The sequence below is a fragment of the Streptomyces sp. NPDC014733 genome, from assembly GCF_043083385.1.
Lineage (GTDB): Bacteria > Actinomycetota > Actinomycetes > Streptomycetales > Streptomycetaceae > Streptomyces.
Window position 1 is genome coordinate 596801 of record NZ_JBIBYO010000003.1, and the last position, 19301, is coordinate 616101.

17 protein-coding genes are annotated in these 19301 nt (G+C 74.3%); 6 read left to right on the plus strand and 11 right to left on the minus strand.

What is annotated here, in order from left to right; all coding sequences use genetic code 11:
* Positions 1-289: 289 nt before the first annotated feature.
* Positions 290-796 (minus strand): ATP-binding protein, encoded by a 507-nt coding sequence (locus ACF1BH_RS10895; RefSeq protein ID WP_391642088.1) that lies wholly within the window; start codon positions 794-796, stop codon positions 290-292.
* Positions 797-1163: 367 nt separating this feature from the next.
* Entirely contained in the window at positions 1164-1451 is a 288-nt protein-coding gene (locus tag ACF1BH_RS10900) for a hypothetical protein (RefSeq protein ID WP_391642089.1), read from the minus strand.
* Between the two features lie 240 nt (positions 1452-1691).
* Here ACF1BH_RS10900 and ACF1BH_RS10905 point away from each other — a divergent pair, with 240 nt between their 5' ends.
* A complete protein-coding gene (locus ACF1BH_RS10905; RefSeq protein ID WP_391642090.1) occupies positions 1692-2867 on the plus strand; it encodes a PLP-dependent cysteine synthase family protein in 1176 nt (391 codons plus the stop codon).
* Between the two features lie 32 nt (positions 2868-2899).
* Here the strand turns inward: ACF1BH_RS10905 and ACF1BH_RS10910 are convergent, their stop codons facing one another.
* The 3 genes from ACF1BH_RS10910 to ACF1BH_RS10920 form a co-directional block, all read right to left on the minus strand.
* On the minus strand, positions 2900-3382 hold the full coding sequence (locus tag ACF1BH_RS10910; protein WP_391642091.1) for an SRPBCC family protein: 483 nt from the start codon (positions 3380-3382) through the stop codon (positions 2900-2902).
* Between the two features lie 263 nt (positions 3383-3645).
* Positions 3646-4497, minus strand: coding sequence for a DeoR/GlpR family DNA-binding transcription regulator (locus ACF1BH_RS10915; RefSeq protein ID WP_391642092.1), 852 nt, complete (start codon positions 4495-4497; stop codon positions 3646-3648).
* Positions 4498-4675: 178 nt separating this feature from the next.
* Entirely contained in the window at positions 4676-5308 is a 633-nt protein-coding gene (locus tag ACF1BH_RS10920) for an AAA family ATPase (protein ID WP_391642093.1), read from the minus strand.
* A 264-nt stretch (positions 5309-5572) separates the two neighbouring features.
* Between ACF1BH_RS10920 and ACF1BH_RS10925 the strand changes: the two genes are divergently transcribed.
* Entirely contained in the window at positions 5573-8014 is a 2442-nt protein-coding gene (locus ACF1BH_RS10925) for a hypothetical protein (RefSeq protein WP_391642094.1), read from the plus strand.
* Here the strand turns inward: ACF1BH_RS10925 and ACF1BH_RS10930 are convergent.
* The 4 genes from ACF1BH_RS10930 to ACF1BH_RS10945 form a co-directional block, all read right to left on the minus strand.
* Positions 7984-10425 carry a right-handed parallel beta-helix repeat-containing protein gene (locus ACF1BH_RS10930; RefSeq protein ID WP_391642095.1) on the minus strand — a complete coding sequence of 814 codons (2442 nt, stop codon included), beginning with the start codon at positions 10423-10425 and terminating at the stop codon, positions 7984-7986. The two genes, ACF1BH_RS10925 and ACF1BH_RS10930, sit on opposite strands and share 31 nt — an antisense overlap.
* Positions 10426-10656: 231 nt before the next feature.
* Complete coding sequence (locus ACF1BH_RS10935; RefSeq protein ID WP_391642096.1) at positions 10657-11262, minus strand: hypothetical protein; 606 nt, start codon at positions 11260-11262, stop codon at positions 10657-10659.
* 207 nt (positions 11263-11469) lie between these two features.
* Positions 11470-12294, minus strand: coding sequence for an MOSC domain-containing protein (locus ACF1BH_RS10940; RefSeq protein ID WP_391642097.1), 825 nt, complete (start codon positions 12292-12294; stop codon positions 11470-11472).
* Between the two features lie 66 nt (positions 12295-12360).
* A complete protein-coding gene (locus tag ACF1BH_RS10945) occupies positions 12361-12804 on the minus strand; it encodes a DUF6643 family protein (protein ID WP_391642098.1) in 444 nt (147 codons plus the stop codon).
* Between the two features lie 287 nt (positions 12805-13091).
* Here ACF1BH_RS10945 and ACF1BH_RS10950 point away from each other — a divergent pair, with 287 nt between their 5' ends.
* Complete coding sequence (locus ACF1BH_RS10950; RefSeq protein ID WP_391642099.1) at positions 13092-14474, plus strand: TerD family protein; 1383 nt, start codon at positions 13092-13094, stop codon at positions 14472-14474.
* An 18-nt stretch (positions 14475-14492) separates the two neighbouring features.
* On the opposite strand, the gene ACF1BH_RS10955 is transcribed toward ACF1BH_RS10950, so the two are convergent.
* On the minus strand, positions 14493-15641 hold the full coding sequence (locus ACF1BH_RS10955) for a glycosyltransferase (protein WP_391642205.1): 1149 nt from the start codon (positions 15639-15641) through the stop codon (positions 14493-14495).
* Positions 15642-15779: 138 nt separating this feature from the next.
* Here ACF1BH_RS10955 and ACF1BH_RS10960 point away from each other — a divergent pair, with 138 nt between their 5' ends.
* From ACF1BH_RS10960 to ACF1BH_RS10970, 3 genes are all read left to right on the plus strand, one after another.
* The gene (locus tag ACF1BH_RS10960) at positions 15780-16577 is read left to right on the plus strand and encodes a glutamate racemase (protein ID WP_391642100.1); all 798 of its coding nucleotides are present in this window, start codon (positions 15780-15782) and stop codon (positions 16575-16577) included.
* A gap of 91 nt (positions 16578-16668) precedes the next feature.
* Positions 16669-17274 carry a hypothetical protein gene (locus ACF1BH_RS10965; protein WP_391642101.1) on the plus strand — a complete coding sequence of 202 codons (606 nt, stop codon included), beginning with the start codon at positions 16669-16671 and terminating at the stop codon, positions 17272-17274.
* A 54-nt stretch (positions 17275-17328) separates the two neighbouring features.
* A complete protein-coding gene (locus ACF1BH_RS10970) occupies positions 17329-17820 on the plus strand; it encodes an NUDIX domain-containing protein (RefSeq protein WP_391642102.1) in 492 nt (163 codons plus the stop codon).
* 121 nt (positions 17821-17941) lie between these two features.
* On the opposite strand, the gene glyA is transcribed toward ACF1BH_RS10970, so the two are convergent.
* The gene (glyA, locus tag ACF1BH_RS10975) at positions 17942-19294 is read right to left on the minus strand and encodes a serine hydroxymethyltransferase (RefSeq protein WP_391642103.1); all 1353 of its coding nucleotides are present in this window, start codon (positions 19292-19294) and stop codon (positions 17942-17944) included.
* Positions 19295-19301: the final 7 nt, after the last annotated feature.

Genomic DNA, 19301 nt, shown 5'->3' on the forward strand with positions numbered 1-19301 from the left:
TCGGCGCCCGCCGCGCTCCGGTGGCCGGGCGGTGGCCGGGGTGAGGTCGCCGCCCGGCAGGAGATGAGCGCCGTGCCCCGCGTCGGTCGGCGACCGGAGTGTGTCGGGCAGCCGCCGCCGGTGGCGTGGCGTCCGCGCGAGGGTCCGTCGGGCGCCGGGAACGCGCCCGCCCCCGCGGTCCGGCGCGGCATGCCGGATGCGTTCGGCGACGCGGGAGCTACGGGTCTCCCCGCGTCGGTCGGCATCGCTTTCCGGCCTTCAGGGGTGGTCCTCTGAGGCCGGAAAGCGCTCAGCCGACCCCTGCGCCCCGAATCCGGATGCGTGGGTCGGCTGCTGTCCAGGTGTGCTCCAGTGGGCCGCCGGTCCAGGGAGGTGGGGCCGGTACCGGCTCCCGGGGCGCGAGGGAGAGGGCGGGCAGCGTGAACCACACGACCTTCCCGGCGCCGTCCGGGCGTACGCCCCAGCTCTCGCTGAGCGCGGCGATCAGGGCCAGGCCGCGGCCGCAGGTCTCCCAGGTGCCGGCGGCCCGCAGCTGTGGAAGGTGCGGGTCGTGATCGTGCACGGATACCGTCAACTGATCTATCAGGACGCAGAGTTGGATGGTGCACTGCTTGCTGGGGCGGGCGTGCCGGTGCACATTCGCGAGGAGTTCGGTGAGGCCGAGCGTGGCCGGGTCCACCAGGGGATCGAGGTGCCAGTACCGCAGTTGGGCCGAGATGATGCGGCGCACCTGGCCGATGCGGGCCGGGAGGGCCTGGAGCTCCACCGTGCAGTGTCTGCTGGGCTGCCTGATCACGACGCGACTCCCTGACGAGGCCGGGCGTCCCGCGGGGCGGGGCGAAGACCGAAACCGGCGACGCCCGCCGTACACCGCAGCGTCATCGCCGGTGAACCCTCAGTGATACAGGTCCAGGGTCGGCCCGCGGCGATGTTCCCGCAACCGCAGCCCCGCCGCGTCGCCGCCATCCGCCCGCACCCCGGCGCGCGGAAAGCGCTGTGCGCCCCTTCCGGGGCGGTATCCGCGGGCCCGTGCGCGCCGCGTCACCGGCCGTCCCCCGAACGGCGCAGCGGCCCGGCTACGGGCCCGGGCCTCCTCCGGGCGCGCACGCTGACGGCCCGGCCGGGTGGCGGGGCCGTCACGGGAGAGCAGGTCGTCCGCGGTGTCAGGTCCGCGGGGCGTGGGCCGCCTGTACGGCGTCGAGGAAGCGGTCGGGCGCGCCCAGGGTCAGGGAGTAGCGGTTGCCGTTCAGGCGGGCCAACGCCCGGTCGCGGGCGGCGAACAGGGGCTTGTGCACCTGGACCGCCCGGAGTGGCGCACTGTCGATCTCCTTGCCGTAGCTCGTCAGCAACGCGAGCCTGCCGTCCCGGATGACGACCTGCCCGGCCCGGGTCAGGGACCGCAGCGATCGTTCGATGTGCACACCCGTCGCATTGAACTCGGGCTCGGCCATGCCCGCCACCTCCTCGCCATGGGCAGGTGCCCCTCACCGCCCCCTATGGGGGCAGTGTGCACGGCCTTCGCGCCGGGCACCAGTGCCCTCGGGCCCGGTCCGCGCGAACGCCTGTCTCCCAGGCCCTCCTTGGAGCCTCCCAAAGGTGCGTTTATGCAGGTGAGAAGCGTGCGCAAGGTGGTTATAGTCGAATTCGGCCCGCCTGTTCGTACGGGCTCGCAACCCTTGAGGAGCGCTTCGGTGAGCACCGCACAGCAGCCGCACACCCCGCACCGCGCCGGCGCCGACGGCGCACCGCGGACGGCCGTCCACGCCCCGACGCCGACCGTCGACGTCGACCGCACCGACCCGGACTACCGCAGCTGGCTGAAGGAAGCCGTCCGCAAGGTCCAGGCGGACGCCAACCGCACCGCCGACACCCATCTGCTGCGCTTCCCGCTCCCCGAGGAGTGGGGCATCGACCTCTACCTCAAGGACGAGTCGACGCACCCCACCGGCAGCCTCAAGCACCGCCTCGCCCGCTCCCTCTTCCTCTACGGGCTGTGCAACGGCTGGATCCGCCCCGGCAAGCCCGTCATCGAGGCCTCCAGCGGCTCCACCGCCGTCTCCGAGGCGTACTTCGCGTCGCTGATCGGGGTGCCGTTCATCGCGGTGATGCCGGCGACCACCAGCCGCGAGAAGGCCCGGCTGATCGAATTCCACGGCGGCACCTGTCACCTCGTGCAGGACCCGCGCACCGTCTACGAGGTCTCCGCACAGCTCGCGGCGGAGTCCGGCGGCCACTACATGGATCAGTTCACCTACGCCGAACGGGCCACGGACTGGCGCGGCAACAACAACATCGCCGAGTCGATCTACGAGCAGCTGCGCCTGGAGCGCTACCCCGAACCGGCCTGGATCGTGGCCACCGCGGGCACCGGCGGCACCTCCGCCACCATCGCCCGCTACGTCCACTACATGCAGTACGACACCCGTATCTGCGTCCCCGACCCGGAGAACTCCTGTTTCTTCGACGGCTGGCTCACCGGCGACGCCTCGGCGCACTGCACGACCCCCTCCCGGATCGAGGGCGTCGGCCGCCCCCGGATGGAGCCGAGCTTCGTACCCGGCGCGATCGACCGGATGATGAAGGTCCCCGACGCCGCCAGCGTGGCCGCCGTGCGCACCCTGGAGACGGCCATCGGCCGCAAGGCGGGCGGCTCGACCGGCACCGGCCTGTGGAGCGCCCTGAGGATCGTCGCCGAGATGCGCGCCGCCGGACGGACCGGATCCGTCGTCACCCTGCTGTGCGACCCGGGCGACCGTTACCTCGACAAGTACTACTCGGACGACTGGCTGGCCGCCCAGGGCCTGGACATCGCACCGTACGCCCGCACCCTCGACACCTTCCTGAGCACCGGCGTCTGGCCCGACTGACCCGGACGGCCGCCCGGGCCCGCCCGGGGCGGTCAGCTGCTGCTCTTCGCCCGGGTGAGCCGTCGGTCGAGCGCCCGGGCCGACCCCCGGAAGGCCCGGCCCAGGCCCGGCCGTGCGAGCAGCAGGACGAGACGCAGCGGGCCCGGGCCGTCGGCGGCGAACGTCCATCGCAGCCGGGTTCCGTCGCCTTCCGGGGTGAGCTGCCAATCCTCCAACAGGGCCCGCAGGACCGGGGCGTTGGTGCGGTCCACGCGGTAGGCGTACCGCGTCTCCGGCTGCGCGGCCAGCACCGTCTCCAGGAAGCGGGTGCCGCCCGTCAGCCGCACCTCCCGGCCCGCGCCACCGTCCGTCGGCACGGCCTCCGCGACCCCGGTGAACCAGCGCGCCCACCCTCCGGTGTCCTCCGCCAACGCCGCATACACCGCCGAGGGCGGCGCACCGAGCCGGGCGGAGAAAACCAGCCGCAGCGGCGCGGACCGGGCGAAGTCCAGTTCTACGGGGCGGAGCCGACGCATGGAGCAACCCCCAACGGGTAGAGCGGTACGGCTTCGCGGACACCACGGGCCGCCCGCGAAGCCCCGGTCCTCGGGTGGACCGGCGTCGCGGATCCTAGAGGCCCCGGCCGCAGATGTCTGCGGTGTCGCGTTCACGGAGGGCCCCGCCTCCGCTCACACCGGGCGTGCGGCTCGCTTCCGTGTCCCGGTGGCAAGTCAACTGGTGTATATGCGCGGTCCGCTGGCGTCCATCGCCCTGTGATGTGCGCGCGGGGGCCGGCCCGTCACTCTTCTCCCTCGGCGTCCTGCCACGGTTCGCCCGCGACCACCAGCTCCGGCGGCAGCTCCGCGAACCGCTCCCGCGCCTCAGCGGTGAGACCGGAATCGGTCACCACCACGTCGACCTGCTCCAGCGGCGCGAACGAACTCAGCGCCACCGTGCCCCACTTGGTGTGGTCGGCGATCACCACGACCCGCCGCGCCGAGTGCATGAAGTGGCGGTTGGTCTCCGCCTCCGCGAGGTTCGGCGTGGACAGCCCCGCCTCCACCGATATGCCGTGCACCCCGAGGAAGAGCAGATCGAAGTGGAGGGAGCGGATCGCGGCATCGGCGACCGGCCCGACCAGGGTGTCCGACGGGGTCCGCACCCCGCCCGTCAGCACCACCGTTGCCGCACCGGCGCGGGGGCCCGCGCCGCCGCTCGCCGTCGCCCGCTGCGCGGTGTAGAAGACATCGGCGACCCGCACCGAGTTGGTCACCACCGTCAGATCCGGCACGTCCACCAACTGCTGGGCCAGCGCATAGGCGGTGGTGCCGCCGGCCAGCGCGATGGCGCTGCCCGGGGGGACCAGCTGCGCCGCCGCCAGCGCGATGTCCTCCTTGGCGCTCAGCTCCAGCGCCGACTTCGCCTCGAAACCCGGCTCGTGCGCACTGGGCTCACCGACCGGAACCGCGCCGCCGTGCACCTTCTCCAGCATGCCCTGCCGGGCCAGCGCGTCCAGATCGCGGCGGACCGTCATGTCCGAGACGCTGAGCCTGCGGGTGAGTTCATTGACCCGCGCGCCACCGCGCCGCCTGACCTCTTCGAGGATCAGGGCCCGCCGCTGCTCGGCCAGCAGATTCTGGTTGTCACTCACCCCGGCCCGTCCTTTCCGCCCAGCTCACCGGCGCGTCATCTGCGCTCCGCCGCCCGTCCCGACTGTGGTGCCCATCCTCGCACGAGCCACCGACAACGCCGTCGGACGCGCTCGCCGCCTCCCCCGGGCGGCGTGACGGCACAAGGGCGGGAGGGCGCCGCACACGGGTCCGGCCCGTTCAGTACAGCCGGATGTGCCGCAGCCCCGTCCCCGCACGGCGGAGCCGGCCCCGTACCGGGCCGTCGGTGTTCGGGGTGAGGGTCAGGCCGGCCGAGGCGGCGACGCGGTCGGCGACCTGCGGGACCGTGATCCAGTCGGTCCGGACGTGCTCGGCGAACTCCGGCCCCTGGAGCCGCTCCAGGCACAGATCGAGCTTCCGCACCGCGAAGCTCTCCCGCAGCAGCTGCCGCTCCTTACCGATGACGAAGCGGAGGGCCTGCCCCACGCCCCGCTCGGCCAGCCGCCGCAGCACCGTCTCACGCTCGGCCAGCAGCGCGAAGTGCCGTACGTCGTGGCCGCGCTCGCGCAACCGGCCCACCGTTTCGTCGAAGTACGCCGGTTCGACGACGGTCATCGGCGCGATCACCGGGCCGGGATGGCGGGACAGCGCCAGGTCGAGGACCTCAAACACCCCCTGCCGCCAGGCCGGGAAGTCCTGGAAGTCGCCGCGGACGCCCGGCGGGGTCATCCGGTGCAGGCCGAACCCCACCTCTTCCGGATCGCAGACCACGCTGCCGGGCAGCCGCCGTCGGATCTCGAACGCCGTTTGCGTTTTGCCGCCCCCGAAAGGGCCGTTGAGCCACAGAAGCATGGTCCGACTTTAGAGGGCGCCCGCTGCTGCGCACGGAGTGGAGAGGGCGAGCGGGTCGCTCGGCGAGGAGGCGTTGCGTGAGGCGTGGCAGGCGCGGACCGCAGCCGGTCGGGAAGCGCGGAATCGGGCCTCCTTGGGGCCACGGGGGTATTTATCGGGCGAAGAGTGCTCTTTCGAGAGGGGAGTGCAACTCCACGGCGGGGAAAGGTGATCCTTGTGTGAGGACCTGGCGCCGCCGGCGCCGCTCGGACTACGGGGGACACAGTGGAGACCGCGGACACGACACCGCACACGCAACCGCCACGCCCACACGGCACCACGGACACCACCGCCGACCGCCCACCCCAACTCGCCCTGGAACTGCTGGTGCACGGCGTCGGCGGCACCACACCGCAGGACATGCTCGGCGAGCCCCGCACCACCCTGATCACAGGCGACGACACCGCGGCCTGCTACCGCCGCAGCGAGGACGCCGACGCGGAACAGCACCCCGAGGACTACCGCGACGCCCCGGTGCGTGAGGCGTACTGCTGGTCCAACCTCACCTCCGGCAACGGCGCCCGCGCCCTCTGGCTCGTCCTGCTGCCCTTCATGGTCGCCAACCTCGCCCACTGGATGCGCCCCGCAGGCCCGCCGCGCCACCCGGCCCACCGGGTCTACGACATCCTCGTCCGCGCCCTCGCCCTCAGCCTCACCGTCCTGCTGACGGCCGCCGCCTGCGAGATCGCCCTCGACCTCACCGCCTGGCAGTGCGCCGGGACGGCCTCCTGCGTCGCCGGCAGGTCCTGGATGGGGTTCGTCAGCCCGGCCCAGGGCGGCTGGTGGAGCTTGCCCGGCCGCCGGCTGGTCCTCGCCGCCGCCCTGCCGCTCCTCGTCATCGCCCTCCTGACCTGGCTCTCCCACCGCACCTGGAGCGCCTACGAATCGGCGTCGCCGCCGCCCCGCCGCCCCGGCACCTCCCGTAACACCCCGCCCGACGAGCGCACCGCCCTCAGTCTCGACGGCTTCTGGTACGGCCGCCGCGTCGTGGCCCGGCTGCGCACCGCCCACACCTCCGCGGGCGTCCTGACCATCGCCGCCGCCGTGCTCTGGGCCGTCCGCACCACCGATGCCCGGAGCGGCGCCGGAACGGCGCTCACCGTCACCGGCGACGCCCTCCTCGCCCTGCTCGCGGGGCTCGCCGCGACCACCCTCGCCGTCGTCGGACGCACCGCCCGCAGCGAGGCGGTGCCCGACGACGACCGGGACCGCGCCGTCGTCCGGGCCCTGCCCTACGCCGCCCTCGGGGCCTTCGCCCTCACCGCCGTCCACGCCGCATGGCAGCGCCCCATGGCCGCCACCTCGGGCGCGCTGCCCGGCGTCTCCGGCTTCGGCCTCCTCACCGTCCTCCAAGGAGTCCTGGTCCTCGCCCTCGTGCTCACCGCCCGGGTCCTGCACCGCGCCTCGCGCGGCGACGCCCGTGCCGCGCTGAACGGTATGGGCGGCCCCGCCGTCGCCCTGCTCGCCTGCGCGGTCGGCGGTGTGCTGTCCGGGGGAGCGGCCCAGCGGTTCGCCGACTGGATCGACGGCGACGCCACCCCGGGCGACCCCGGAGCGGCGATGGCCGGGCCGCCGGTGCTGCTCTCCTGGCAGGCGTCGGTCATCCCCGTCCTGCTGCTCGTCGTGGTCGCCGTCGCCCTGCTCGCCGCGGTGCGGGTGCGCGCCGTCAGCCGCCGCGTCGCCGCCGACGTCCCCGGTCTCTACGACGACCGGGAGAAGCCCGACGCCTGGCTCACCGGGAAGATCGCCGGGACCATCGCCCGTGCCGGACTCACCGACTCCGCGCCGGTCCTGGTCGCCGCGACCGCCGCCGTCACCCTCCTGCTGGGCGCCGGTGCCGTCCTCGGCGCCTGGTGCACCGGCCGCGCGCCCGGCCCTGCCACCGACGGCGCCCCGCCCGCCGTGCACGCCGCCGCCGAGACCGCGTCCGCCCTCGGCTCCTGGCTGATGGGTGCCGGGGTGATACTCCTGCTCGCCACCGGACGGCGGGCCTACCGCGACCGCTCGGCCCGCCGCACCATCGGCATCCTCTGGGACGTCGGCACCTTCTGGCCGCGCGCCGCCCACCCCTTCGCGCCCCCTTGCTACGCCGAGCGTGCCGTCCCCGACCTCACCTGGCGGATGGCCACCTGGACCGAGCGGTTCGACGGGCGGCTGGTGATCTCGGGCCACTCCCAGGGCAGCGTGCTCGCCGCGGCGGCCGTCTGGCAGCTCGACCTCGTCACCCGCAGCCGTGTCGCGCTGCTCACCTGCGGATCCCCGCTGGAGCGCCTCTACGGCCGCTGGTTCCCCGCGTTCTTCGGCCCGGCGTTCCTGACCGGGCTCCATCGCGAGATGGACGACTGGCGCAACCTCTGGCGTTTCACCGACCCCATCGGCGGGCCGATCCGCCTCACCACCGAGGAAGGCCGACGGGTCGACGAGGGGCCGCTGCGCGACCCGCTCACCCTGGGCCGCACCCTCCAGCACCCGCTGCCCGCCCAGATCCTCGGCCACGGCGACTACCAGGCCGACCCCGTCTTCGACCGGGTCCGCGGGGAACTCCTCGCCCGCCTCGGCACCACCCTGCCGGGACAACGCGCGACGACGGCGCCCGCCTCCGCAGAGCCGGGGACGGGCGCCCCACCCCGTCCGTCTCAGGGCAGTTCGGGAAGGTCCTCGGGGTAGAGCAGGGCGAGGTCGTCGGTGCTCGGGTCGGTGAGCTGGGCGACCCGGCCCGCGTGCCGCTCGACCATGGCCTCGAAAGTCTGCCGTGCCGTACGGCCGTTGCCGAACGACGGGCCCTTCGGAAGCGCCGTGAAGTACTTCAGCAGCGCCTCGTCGGACCCTTCGCCCAACCGGTACTCGTGCTCCTCGCCCTGCTGCTCGACGATCCGCAGCAGCTCCTCCGCGCCGTAGTCGCCGAAGGTGATGGTCCGCGAGAAACGGGACGCCACCCCGGGGTTGACGGCGAGGAAGCGCTCCATCTCGGCGGTGTAGCCGGCGACGATCACCACCACGGCGTCCCGGTGGTCCTCCATCAGCTTCACCAGCGTGTCGATGGCCTCCCGGCCGAAGTCCCGCCCCGAGTCCTCGGGCGAGAGGGCGTACGCCTCGTCGATGAACAGCACCCCGCCGCGCGCCCGGTCGAACGCCTCCTGGGTGCGGATCGCGGTCGAGCCTATGTGCTCACCCACCAGATCCACCCGTGACACCTCGACCAGATGCCCGCGCTCCAGCACCCCCAAGGAGGCCAGGATCTCCCCGTACAGCCGCGCGACGGTCGTCTTGCCCGTGCCGGGGGAGCCGGTGAACACCAGATGGCGGCGGGCGGACGCGGCTTTCAGGCCCGCCTGTTGGCGCCTGCGCCCCACCTCGATCATGTTGATCAGGCTGCGGACCTCATGCTTGACGCTCTCCAGCCCCACCAGGGTGTCGAGTTCGCCGAGCACCTCCTCCGACGGCCGTCGCGGCGCCTCGGGCTCCGCCTCCGCCGGCGGCGTCTCCGGGCGCGCGGCGGCCTGTGCCGGCACCCCGCCCAGCAGCCCGGTGGTCTGCGTCGCCTGCTGCACCGCCGGTGCCGCCCCCGTGGACGGCGCGGGCGCCGCGGTCCGGCTCTCGTCGCTGGTGCAGTCCGTGACGGTCGGGCCGCCGGTGCCGTCGCCGGAGGCCCCGTCGGCGAACTCGTAGCCACCGCGGGCGCACCGCTCCGTACGGCAGCGGGTCAGCGTCGTACGGCAGCCGTCGATGATGTGGAAGCCGAAGCCGGAGCTGCCGGTCACCCGGCAGTTCTGGAAGGTGCCGCGCCCCTCGGCCGAGACGTAGAAACCGGCCTCGGTGGGCGAACCGACCGTGCAGCCCTCGACGGTGGGGTCGGCGCCCTTGGTGACGATGACGCCGGTCTGCGCACCCTCGATGACGCAGTTGGCGAGGGTGCCGCCGCTGCCGTGGTCGCGGAACCACGCGCCCGTCGCCGCCTCCCGGATCCGGCAGTCGTCCAGCTGCACCGTCGCACCGTCGCTCACCGACACCGCGGTGTTGCGTACCTGCGACAGATCGCAGTCGACGACATCGGCGCGCGAGCCGCGGTCGAGGACGAAGAGCGCGTCCGGCACGTCGTGGACGCGGGTGGCGTCCAGCACCGCCGTCGCGCCGTCGCTCACCCACACCGCGGGGTAGTCGCCCGTGCTGTCGTGGATCTCGCACTGGTTGGCGTCGACGCGGGTGCCCGGGTCCCACACCGACAGGCCGTTGCGTCCGAAGTGCCGCACCGTGGAGCGGGTCAGGGTGAGGACCGAGCGGGAACGGAGATCGACGGCGTTCTCCGGGATGTCGTGGATGTCGCTGTCGGCGAGGGTGAGCACCGCGTCGGTGTCGAGGGTGACGCCGTCGGCCGAGGTGCGGTGGACGGTGCAGTCCGTCAGATGCCCGGTCGCGCGTGAGGCGACCTGCACCCCGGTGCCCTTGATCTCGTATATCTCGCAGCCCACCGCCTCCAGGGCGCTGCCCTCGCCGTGCAGCGACAGACCGGCGCCGGAGGCGTGGTGGATCCGGCAGCTCTCCAGTCGGGGATGGGCGCCGCCGCGCACCGCGACCCCGGCCTGCCCCGCGGCCACCACCTCGCACTCCTCGAAGACGCCGCCCGCGCCGTCCAGCACGCTGATGCCGACGCCCCCGGCGTTGTCCACCGTGCAGCGCCGTACCGTCGGCCGCGCCCCGCCGCGCACCTCGACGCCGGCCGCGGAGCGGGTCACCACCCGCAGGCCCACCAACTCCGGCGCGGAGTCCTCCACCAGGACGGCGGGCGACGCCGAATCCGTCGCCTCCAGGTGCAGATCGTGGACGATCGCGGACGCCCGTATCGTCAGCGCGACGCCGTCGGCCGGCACGATCCGCACCGAGCCGCGCGCCCCGTCCGGGCCGCGCAGCGTCACCGCGCGCTGCAACACCAGATTCTCGCGGTACGTCCCCGCCGGCACGGTCAGCACATCACCGTCCCCCGCGGCCTCCAGCGCTGCGGAGAGCGAGCTGTACTCGCCCGTGCGGCGTCGCCAGCGGGATGTTCCGGAGTGCGTCACCTGGACCGAGCCCTGTGCCATGGTGCTGTCGTGCCCCCACCTCGTGCGGCTGTTGACGGCCCGGCAGGTTCCGTCCGCTGATGTCCGCATACGGGTGCCCGGGCCCCAGCCGAGTGGCTGGCTGCACCACCGTAGCGCGCCCGGCGGGCGGTAGTTGACGAGGTCGGACAGCATCGGCCGGACACGGGGACGCACGGACGCACGGGCCCGGCGCAGACGTCCGCGGCGTGCGCCGCGGGGCTCCGGAACGGGTCAGTTCCCGGCGTCCGCGCGGCCCCAGGTCTGACCCGCGCGCGCCCACGCCTCGTCCCAGCGGCGGTAGCGGCGCACCATCAGTTGCCGCACGGCCAGCCGGCGGGCACCCTCGACCAGTCCGCCGGCGCAGGCGGCGACGCCGAGGCCGGCCAGGGTCGCGTGGGTGGCGGCGGTGGACTCGTCCATCGGGCGGGGGATGACCATGCCGCGGTCGTCGGTCCAGATCCGGAAGCGGTCGCCGGGCTCGACGGGCCGGGGCGCGCCGATCCGGCCCGTGCGGGGGCTGCCGTCCCACGCCGTCCACCGGGCGACGACCCGTAGATGGGAGTCGTGCCGGGAGGACGTCTCCGGGTCGGGGTCCATCGGCGCGCGGGTGGCGAGACGGTCGACGGTGGCCCACACCAGATGGCGGTGGGCGGCCTGGGAGCGCACCGTCGCCAGCAACGTGTCGTGCACCGCGCTGCCCGTCTCCACCCCTGCCCACGGCGCTCCCAGGGCGATCAGCAGGACGGCGAGCACGGTCAGCAAGGACTCGACATGGTCGGTACGGCGGCGCAGCGGATTGCACCACCGCGCGCGCAGACCGGGTTTCACTGGCTTCACCGGGCCCCCTCTCCGACTCCTTGAATACCCCATCCGACGCCGCTCGTGCGCGGCTTCGGCCCACCGCGACCGGCGTTCCGGCTCATCCCCGCGGCCCGGCCGGGCGCCGGGGGCCGTGCCGCGCGCGGGCGCGCACCGACCCACCGCCTCCGGGCCGGAGCGCCCCGCGGGGCCGTACGGTCCGCGCCGACGTCCGGCCCGGTGCCGTCAGCCGAGTATCTCGAAGGGGTCGCCGACGCGGATGGTGCCGGTGCTGCGCGGGATGAGGTTCTGGCCGAAGACCGGGCGTTCGGAGATGCGGTGGTGGCGCGCCAGGGTGCGCAGCGGCTCCTTGCCGCGCTCGGCGGTGCGCTGGTCGGTGGTGGTGACGACGCACCGGCTGCTGGGCTTGGCGACGTCGAAGACCACGGCGCCGATCCGGACCGTGCGCCAGGTGTCCTCGTCCCAGGGGGTGGTGCCGTCGACGACCGCGTTGGGACGGAAACGGTCCATCGGCAGCGGGCCCTCGTCGGGGTGATCGCCCTGGGCGATGAGGGAGTTGAGGGCGTCCAGGGACGCGGTGGTGGTGAGCAGCAGCGGATAGCCGTCGGCGAAGGAGACGGTGTCGCCCGGCCGGGAGTGCTGCGGGTCGATGGGCCGCCGCTCGCCGGGCGCGTCGAGGTGCACCAGCTCCACCGGCGTCTCCAGATACCGGCTGAACCAGGCGGCCGCGGCGGGGCCGGCCGGTACCGCTTCGACCTCGTCCCGCCAGATCCCGACCGTGATCGTCCGGCCGGGCTCCGGCACCTCGACGGTCAGCGGCTCCATCCCGGGTGCGGTGAGCCGTACGCCGCCGTCCGGCAGGCCCTCGGCGGCGGCCAGCGCCAGCTTCGGATGCGGCCGCTGGGTCACCAGTCGGCGCTCGGTGTCGACCAGCATCCAGCGCCGGTCCCCGGCGAGGCCCCACGGTTCGACGACCGCCTCGCCGGGACCGGCCCCCGCAAGGGACTTGACCGGGTACAGATGAATGTCACGCAGTACTGGCTCGGGCATGTCCCCATCCTGCCAGCCACCACCGACAGCCCACCCGGGAGGCCGGTCCCGTGCCCCCGCTCCGGGTCAGTAGCCCCGGGGCTGGTACGAGCGGCCGTAGGGGTCGTCGTACGGCGCCGGGCGCTGGGGGGCCGGGGCGACGGGGGCGGCCGGGCGCATCGCCTCGTAGCCGGTGCCCATGGGCGGGCGCGGCGGCTGCGGGGCGGCCGGGTGGCTGCGGGTGACCGCCTGCTGCGGGATGTACGGCGCGGGCGTGTGCTGGAGCGGGGCGACCGGCGCCGCGGCACCGGGGTGGCCCACTCCGGGCGACGGATACGACGGGGCGGCGGGCAGCGCCGCCGGGAGCGCCGGAAGGTACGACGAGCCGGTGTCGTACGGCGCCGGGTTGACCCGGATCGGGGCGATCTGCGGCGTCCCGCGTTCGGCGACGAGACTGTCGTAGATGGGGGTGTCCGGGAAGGACGGCGAAGCGTAGTAGCCGCCGCCGTAGGTAGAGCGGGGGGAGGTCATACCTCTTAAGTTAAGCCCACGATGTGCCGATTGGGGAGCCTGGAATGCGGGTTGTTTCGCGGGGCGGTGGTGACCTCCTGCCCGTAATGGTGGCTAAATGGTGAAAATCGGTCGAGATCACCCGTAGAAAATGCGTAAAGACCTCGCTTCTCGCAAGTGAACAGGGGACGTTCACACCTCGTTCCGGCCAAGTAGGTTGGGTACAGCCGTGACTGACGGGGTGACTGGCGGGACGGGAGTGTTCCGTGAGGTCGGTGGGGTGCGGGAAGCGCGAGAAGGGTGCCGAGATGGCGATGCTCAAGGGCGGGAACGTTCCGGTGGCGGCGGGGGCCGTGCGGGTCGAGCTGGGCTGGCGGGCCGCGCCGGGGGTGCCGGATGTCGATGCCTCCGCCCTCCTCCTGGTCTCCGGACGGGTGCGCGACGACGGCGACTTCGTCTTCTACAACCAACCGGTTCACGCCTCGGGCGCCGTCCGGTACGAGGGCGGGAACGGCTCCGGTGACGTACGGACCGACACCCTCGCCGTCGACCTCGCGGCCCTCGACGGCGCGGTGGACGCCGTGGTGCTCGCCGCCTCCGCCGACGGCGGCACCTTCGGGCAGGTTCCCGGCCTGTACATCCGGGTGCTGGACGCGGCGGACGGTGCCGAACTGGCCCGCTTCGACAGCGCCGACGCCACCGCCGAGACCGCTTTCGTCCTGGGCGAGCTCTACCGCCGCCAGGGCGGGTGGAAGTTCCGCGCCGTGGGCCAGGGGTACGCCACCGGCCTCGCGGGCCTCGCCACCGACTTCGGCATCAGCATCGAGGCGCAGTCGTCGGAGCCGTCGCAGCCGTCGGAGCCGTCGGAGCCGGTCGCGCCGGTGCCTCCGGTGGCCCCGCCGGTGCCCGCGCGCCCCGCACCGGACGGTGCGTACGGTGCGGCCCCGGGCGGCCCGCCCCCGGCACCGGCGGCCGCCCCCGTGGGCCCGCCGCCCGCACCTCCCGTGACCCCGGCCCCCGTCAGCCTCACCAAGGTCACGCTGACGAAGGAGGCGCCGTCGGTCTCGCTCACCAAGCAGGGCGGTACCGGCGGGGCGATGCGGGTCAACCTCAACTGGACCGGCGCCGGGGCCGCCAAGCGGTTCGGCAGGAAGCTCGGGCGCAAGGCCATGGAGGCGCTCGGCGCGCGCGGCGCGCTGCTGCCGCCCGGCGGTGACCTCGATCTCGACCTGTGCGCCCTCTACGAACTCACCGACGGCAGCGCCGGAGTGGTCCACCCGCTCGGCAACAGCTTCGGCGCGCTGCACTCCCCGCCCTACATCCAGCTCGACGGTGACGACCGCACCGGCGCCGTCGCGACCGGCGAGAACCTCACCGTCAACCTCGACCACCAGAGCCACATCCGCCGCATCCTGCTCTTCGTCACCGTCTACGCGGGCGCCCGCAGCTTCGAGGGGCTGACCGCGTCCGTCACCCTTCAGCCGCAGCACGGCGCGCCCGTCGAGTTCACCCTCGACGCCTGCACGGTGCCCTCGACGGTCTGCGCCCTCGCCCTGATCACCAACACCGGCGGCGAACTCGTCGTCCGGCGCGAGGCCCGCTACCTCGTCCCGGAGCCCGGCGTCAGCCCGCAGCGCACCGTCGACCAGGCGTACGGCTGGGGGCTGAAGTGGTCGCCCGCGAGGAAGTGACCGGCGGCGGCGCGGCCCTCACGGCGCGCCGTACGTCCGGCCCTTCCACGCCGCCCCGCGGCCCCGGTGGTGGCGTACCGCCGAGTCCACCGTCATCAGCAGGTACAGCAGAGCGGTGAACGGCAGCAGCGGCGCCGTCCACCACGGTTGGCGGTAGTACCGCACCATCGGCAGGAACGTCCCGCACATCACCGCCCACGCCGCGCCCCCGCACCCGGCCGCCACGGCGCTGCCCGCCACCGCTCCCGCCAGCAGCACGGCGGGCGGCGCCAGGTACACCAGCGTGAGCCCCAGCACCGTCCCGAGCAGCAGCAGCGGCTGGTGGCGCAGCTGGGCGTAGGCGCTGCGGGCGACCATCTGCCACAGCTCGGCGAGTCGCGGGTACGGCCGCACGCTGTCCACCCGCTCCGCCAGCCCCAGCCAGATCCGCCCGCCGGACGCCTTGACCGCACGGGCCAGCGTCACATCGTCGATCACCGCGCCCCGGATCGACTCCGGGACGCCCGCCCGTTCCGCCGCGTCCGCGCGCAGCAGCACACAGCCGCCGGCCGCCGCCGCGGTCCGGGCGCCCGGCCGGTTCACCCACCGGAACGGGTAGAGCTGCGCGAAGAAGTACACGAACGCCGGAACGATCAGCTGCTCCCAGAAGGTGGCCACCCGCAGCCGGGCCATCTGCGACACGAGATCCAGCCGCGCCGACCGCGCCGCCGCCACCAACTCCCGCAGACCGTCCGGCTCATGGGCGATGTCGGCATCGGTCAGCAGCAGATACTCCGCGTCCGTCCGCTCCCGCGCCAGCGCGATCCCGTGGCGCACCGCCCACAGCTTGCCGGTCCAGCCGGGCTCCGGCGCGCCGGGGGAGACGACGGTCAGAGGGAGCCCGCCCCGCTCGGCGGCGAGCGCGCGGGCCAGTGCGCCGGTGCCGTCCGTGCTGCCGTCGTCGACGAGGAAGATCGCGGCCCGGCCCGGATACTTCTGCGCCAGCAGCGACGGCAGGCTCTCCGGCAACACCCCGGCCTCGTCCCGGGCGGGCACCACCACGGCCACCGACGGCCACCGCTCCGGCTCCGTACGGGCGGGCAGCCGGACGTCCGTACGCCAGAAGAAACCCTGCCCCAGCAGCAGCCACACCCAGGCCGCCAGCGACCCGGCACCGATCCACTCCATCGCTCCCACGGGCCGCAGTCTGCCGCACGGCGGGCGCGGTGGCGGGGTGTTCCGGGCGCCCGGCGGGGCGGGGGCGCGCCCGTCCGGAGCGCCCGGTGCGGTATGACAAGTCGGGCACCGGCCGAGTAGGGTGCCCGGGTGAAGATCGCGCTGATGGACTCCGGTACCGGCCTGCTTCCCGCGGCCGCCGCGGTGCGCCGGCTCCGGCCGGACGCCGATCTCGTCCTCTCCACCGACCCCGACGGCATGCCCTGGGGGCCGCGTACCCCCGACGACATCGTGGCGCACGCGCTGGCCTGCGCCCGCGCCGCCGCCGAGCACCGTCCGGACGCGCTGATCGTCGCCTGCAACACCGCCTCCGTGAGCGCCCTGCCCGCGCTCCGCGCCGAGCTGGAGCCCGGCATCCCGGTCATCGGCACCGTCCCGGCGGTCAAGCCCGCCGCGGCCTCCGGCGGCCCGGTCGCCATCTGGGCGACCCCGGCCACCACCGGCAGCCCGTACCAGCGCGGGCTGATCGAGCGGTTCGCCGCGGGCGTGGACGTCACCGCGGTGCCCTGCCCCGGCCTCGCCGACGCCGTCGAGGCGGCCGACGAGCGGGCCGTCGCCGAGGCGGTCGCGGCCGCCGCCGCCCGCACCCCGCGCGGCGTCCGCGCCGTCGTCCTCGGCTGCACCCACTACGAACTGGTCGCCGACGCCATCCGCGACGCCCTCCAGCAGCCCGGCGCGCCCGCCCTCGTGCTGTACGGCTCGGCCGACGCGGTCGCCGCCCAGGCGCTGCGGCGGATCGGCGCCGAGCCCGCGCCGGACGCCGCGCCGACCGGCGGCCTGCACATGATCGAGAGCGGCCGCCCCGGCGTACTGCCGTCCTTCGCCCTGGCGTACGCCGAGGGCCGCCTGCTCGCCTCCGGCGCCGCCGCGACGGCCGGGCGCGGCTGACCGCACCGGAGCCCGGCGCCGTCCGCCGGTCCCCGCTGACGTGGCGGGCGACACGCTGCCCGTGGGCGGGAAGGCGCGTACGCTGCGTGGCATGAGGGACCACCCCCACGACGGGGCAGCCGCCCCCGACGCGCACCCCCACCCCTCCGGCACCGGCGACGACGCCCACCTGTCCGGCGCGCACGCGCAACTCCCCGAGGTGTGGCGCGGCAGCGCCACCAACCGCGTCCAGTGGCTGCTTGCCGCGATCGGGGTGGCCTGTCTGGCGCTCGGCGTGCAGCTGGCCGTCGACAGCCGGTGGGCCTCCTCGGTGGTGCCGCTGGTGATGGCGGTGGTCGGCTGTGTCGCGGCCGGTCTGCTGGTGCTCTTCGGCACGCTCGCCTTCGTCCATGTCGACGTACAGGTCGACGGGGAGTCCATGGAGGTGCGCTGCGGGCACATCGGGGTGCCGCGCCGCCGTATCCCGCTCTCCGGGGTCGTCGGCGTCGAGACGGCCCCCTGGGTCACACCGCGCCACTGGGGCGGCTGGGGCTACCGCTGGCGTCCCGAGCAGGGCATGGCCATCGTGGTCCGGCGCGGCGAGGCGGTGGTCCTCACCCTCCGCGACGGCCGGACCTTCACGGTCACCGTCGACGACGCCGAGGGCGCGGCCCGCTGCATCCGCAGCCGCATCCCGGCCCCCACGGCCACACCCTAGGGACACCCCCACGGCCACCCCTGGGGACGGTCGCCGGTCCTCTACAGTGCAGACATGGCAACCCCCGACTTCATCCGTGACCTGCGCTCCACCATCGGACACCGGCTGCTGTGGCTGCCCGGGGTGACCGCCGTGGTCTTCGACGACGACGGCCGGGTGCTGCTGGGCCGCCGGGCGGACACCGGCGGCTGGTCGGTGATCGGCGGCATCGCCGAGCCCGGCGAGCAGCCGGCGGCCGTCGCGGTGCGCGAGGTCTTCGAGGAGACGGCGGTCCGGGTCGTCCCCGAGCGCGTCGTCCTCGTCGAGGCGCTGCCCCCGCTGACCTACCCGAACGGCGACATCTGCCAGTTCATGGACACCACGCTGCGCTGCCGGGCGGTCGGCGGTGAGGCGCGCGTCAACGACGACGAGTCGCTGGACGTCGCGTGGTTCGCACTGGACGCGCTCCCTGAGCTGGAGGAGTTCGCGCTGACCCGGATCCGCCGCGCGGCGGAGGAGGGCGAGGCGTGGTTCGAGGGGCGGGGCGAGGTGCCGGCGCTGTCCTAGGGGGTGTCTTCCCGCTCCTCGCGGGGCCGTGACGCTCGGCGCCCGGGGGCGGGCCGCGCGCGGCAGCCGCCCGGGGCGCGCCCCGGGAGCCACCGCGCGCCGCTTGTCCGGAACGCGGCTCTCACACCGCGGGGCCGAGTCCCCCGTGGGGGAGGGGGTGGCGGGCGCACACCTCGGCGACCTCGGCCCGGGCGGCGGCCCGCGTCGCGTCGTCGAGGTGCCAGGTGTCCGCGCCGAGCGCCCGTACGGACGTCAGGACCCGGTCGACGAGGGCCGCGCACCGGCGGATGGCGTCGCCCTCCATACCGCGGGCGGCCAGGATGTTGGTGCCCAGGCGCAGCCCACTGGTGATGTGCGGGCCGTGCGGGTCGTCGGGGATCTTGTTCTTGTTCACGATGATCCCGCAGGACTCCAGCGCCTGCTCGGCGATGACACCGGTCAGCCCCTTGTGGCTGACGTCGATGAGCACCATGTGGTTGTCGGTACCGCCGGTCAGGACGCGGTGGCCCGCGGCGGTCAGCGCCGCGGCCAGGGTGGCGGCCCCGTCGAGGATGCGGGTGGCCAGCTCCTTGAACCCGGGCTCCGCCGCCAGCGCCAGCGCCCTGCCCTTGGCCGCGATCGCCTGGATCTGCGGGGTGCCCTGGACGAAGGGGAAGACCGCGCTCTGGAGGGTTTCCGCGAAGGTACGGCGGGAGCCGGGTACGGGCAGGTCGGCGTCCCGGCCCATCAGGATGAGACCGCCGCGAGGCCCGTAGAGCTGCTTGTAGGTGCTGGTCGTGGTCACATGGGCGAGGTCGATGGGGCTCGGGTGGAGTCCGGCCGCGACCAGGCCGGAGATGTGGGAGATGTCGGCGAGGAGGACCGCGCCCACCTTGTCCGCCACCGCGCGGAAGCGGGCGAAGTCGAGCGTGCGCGGGTAGGCGCTCGCCCCGCAGACGATCAGCTTCGGCCGGTGCTCCTCGGCGAGGCGTTCGACCTCGTGGAAGTCGATCAGCCCCGAGGCGTCGGTGCCGTACCCCACCGAGGTGAAGTAGCGCCCGGAGACCGAGGCACGCGAACCGTGGGTGAGGTGGCCGCCCGCGCTCAGCTCCATCCCGAGCAGCACATCGCCGGGCTTGAGGAGGCTGAAGAGGACGGCCTGGTTGGCCGTACTGCCGGAATGCGGCTGCACGTTGGCGTACCGCGCGCCGAAGACGGCCTTCGCCCGGCGCACCGCCAGGCGCTCCACCTCGTCCACCACCTCGCAGCCCGCGTGGAACCGGGCGCCGGGGTAGCCCTCGGCCGTGACGTTGCCGAGCACCGTGCCCTCGCAGGCGGTCACGGAGGCGGGGGCGACACCGGCGGCCGCGATCATGGCGAGCGTCCCGGACTGGCGCCGGTGCTCCAGGTCCAACAGCTCGTACAACTCGGGGTCCTGATCGTGCAGTTCACGTATGCCGAGCTGCGCGTAGGAGGCCAGGGGGCTGGAAGGCATGAGGGGC

Coding starts and splice junctions, on each gene's coding strand:
- ACF1BH_RS10970 (WP_391642102.1), top strand. CDS start 17,329: ATGGCAACCCCCGACTTCATCCGTGACCTGCGCTCCACCATCGGACAC.
- ACF1BH_RS10965 (WP_391642101.1), top strand. CDS start 16,669: ATGAGGGACCACCCCCACGACGGGGCAGCCGCCCCCGACGCGCACCCC.
- ACF1BH_RS10945 (WP_391642098.1), bottom strand. CDS start 12,804: ATGACCTCCCCCCGCTCTACCTACGGCGGCGGCTACTACGCTTCGCCG.
- ACF1BH_RS10920 (WP_391642093.1), bottom strand. CDS start 5,308: ATGCTTCTGTGGCTCAACGGCCCTTTCGGGGGCGGCAAAACGCAAACG.
- ACF1BH_RS10900 (WP_391642089.1), bottom strand. CDS start 1,451: ATGGCCGAGCCCGAGTTCAATGCGACGGGTGTGCACATCGAACGATCG.
- ACF1BH_RS10955 (WP_391642205.1), bottom strand. CDS start 15,641: ATGGAGTGGATCGGTGCCGGGTCGCTGGCGGCCTGGGTGTGGCTGCTG.
- ACF1BH_RS10950 (WP_391642099.1), top strand. CDS start 13,092: ATGGCGATGCTCAAGGGCGGGAACGTTCCGGTGGCGGCGGGGGCCGTG.
- ACF1BH_RS10910 (WP_391642091.1), bottom strand. CDS start 3,382: ATGCGTCGGCTCCGCCCCGTAGAACTGGACTTCGCCCGGTCCGCGCCG.
- ACF1BH_RS10930 (WP_391642095.1), bottom strand. CDS start 10,425: ATGGCACAGGGCTCGGTCCAGGTGACGCACTCCGGAACATCCCGCTGG.
- ACF1BH_RS10940 (WP_391642097.1), bottom strand. CDS start 12,294: ATGCCCGAGCCAGTACTGCGTGACATTCATCTGTACCCGGTCAAGTCC.
- glyA (WP_391642103.1), bottom strand. CDS start 19,294: ATGCCTTCCAGCCCCCTGGCCTCCTACGCGCAGCTCGGCATACGTGAA.